2 protein-coding genes are annotated in these 1,748 nt (G+C 75.7%); one reads left to right on the forward strand and one right to left on the reverse strand.

Annotation, left to right across the window (positions count from 1 at the left end; genetic code table 11):
- Positions 1-237: 237 nt before the first annotated feature.
- Positions 238-462, reverse strand: a complete 225-nt coding sequence (locus ACFW1A_RS40340; protein ID WP_380418689.1) for a hypothetical protein — start codon at positions 460-462, stop codon at positions 238-240.
- 405 nt (positions 463-867) lie between these two features.
- Here ACFW1A_RS40340 and ACFW1A_RS40345 point away from each other — a divergent pair.
- On the forward strand, positions 868-1,748 hold an 881-nt coding region (locus ACFW1A_RS40345), incomplete at its 3' end, for a serine/threonine-protein kinase (protein WP_380418691.1).

Consider the following 1,748-nt stretch of genomic DNA (forward strand, 5'->3'; position numbering starts at 1 on the left):
TATTTTTTTAAAATCACCCACCCCCGCCCCCGCCCCTTCGTGGGGGCGGGGGCCCCCCCGGCCGGGGCGCGGGGCGGGGTTCACCCCACCCCCCCCCGCCCCCGCCCCCCGGCCGGTGGACCGGAGGCGGGCTCGCCCACAGTGCCGCCCGTCCGCGTGTTCCGCGGGGGCGCCTGCCTCCGGTCCGGTGGGCCGCGTGTCCCGCGCGGCCCGGCGACTGTTCCCTGTCCCCTGGGATCAGCGCCCGATCAGGTCGGCCACCGCCTTGGTCTGGCTGGCCATCTGGTCCCACCCGCCGAAGAGCAGCAGCAGCAGCGCCGCGCACGGCAGCACGATGGCCAGCGCGACGGCGGGGTGACGATCGTCACGGGACCGGCCGGCCGCGCGGCCGCGCGCGGCCAGGTAGCTGCGGACCAGCAGCAGCGGTCGGCGCTGGTCGGCTCGGCTGAGCGGGGTGGCCATGTCCGGTCTCCTGCTGGTCGTGACGGGGGGAGCGGTGGGCGGTGACCTCGGGGGACGAGCGCCCGCCCACCGCTACGGTCAACGCTATTCGTCCGCAAGGTCGGTGACGTCATGCCGTGGTCTCGTTCCGCAGCGGTCCGGGAGGATGAGAGTCCTCCTGTGGGCGTACTACCCGAGGGGGAGGGCGCGGGCACCCCGCCCCCGGGAGAACCCTGAGAGACGACCCCGAGGGGCGCGCGGCGCGCGGCGCGCGCGTGGATCGGACAATCCCACCGGCGGTTCGCGTGTTGCGTATCAGCACACCGCAGCCGACGTTCCGTAAGCTGTGCCCGACAGAACTGACGCTGCCCCAGGACCGGGGCCCATCTCGGGATTGGCCCACCACACGGGCCGACGGGGACAGACATGGCGATGATGCGGCTGAGGCGTGAGGACCCCCGCATCGTCGGCCCGTACCGGTTGCACCGGCGACTCGGTGCCGGCGGGATGGGCGTGGTCTACCTGGGCTCGGACCGCAAGGGCCAGCGGGTGGCGCTGAAGCTGATCCGCGCCGAGCTGGCCGAGGACGCCGAGTTCCGCACCCGGTTCGCCCGCGAGGTGGCGGCCGCGTCCCGGATCCGCGCCGGTGCCACGGCCCGGGTGGTCGGCTCCGACATCGAGGCGGACCGGCCCTGGCTGGCCACCGCGTACGTGCCCGGGCCCTCGCTGTACAAGCGGGTGGGCGACGAGGGGCCGCTGGCCTGGCCGGAGGTGGCCCGGATCGGTGCCGCGCTGGCCGACGGCCTGGTGAAGGTGCACGAGGCCGGGGTGGTGCACCGGGACCTGAAGCCCTCGAACATCCTGCTCTCCCCCAAGGGCCCGCGGATCATCGACTTCGGCATCGCCTGGTCGCGCGGGGCCAGCACGCTCACCCACGTCGGCACCGCGGTCGGCTCGCCGGGCTTCCTGGCGCCCGAGCAGGTGCGCGGCGCGGCGGTCACGCCCGCCACCGACGTCTTCGCCTTCGGCGCCACGCTGGCCTACGCGCTGACCGGTGACACCCCCTTCGGTTCCGGCGCCTCCTCCGAGGTGATGCTCTACCGGGTGGTGCACGAGGAGCCGGACCTGTCCGAGGTGCCGCCGCCGCTGGCGCCGCTGATCGGCGCCTGCCTGGCCAAGGAGCCGGGCGACCGGCCGGGCGCCGCCCACCTGCACGAGCGGCTGAGCGAGCTGGCCGCGCGGGCGGCGGGCGCCACCCGGCCGCGCCCGGCGGCCCCGGTGACGCCGGCTCCGGTGCGGCCCCTGTC

It is taken from the genome of Kitasatospora sp. NPDC058965 (assembly GCF_042741245.1).
Taxonomy (GTDB): Bacteria; Actinomycetota; Actinomycetes; order Streptomycetales; family Streptomycetaceae; genus Kitasatospora.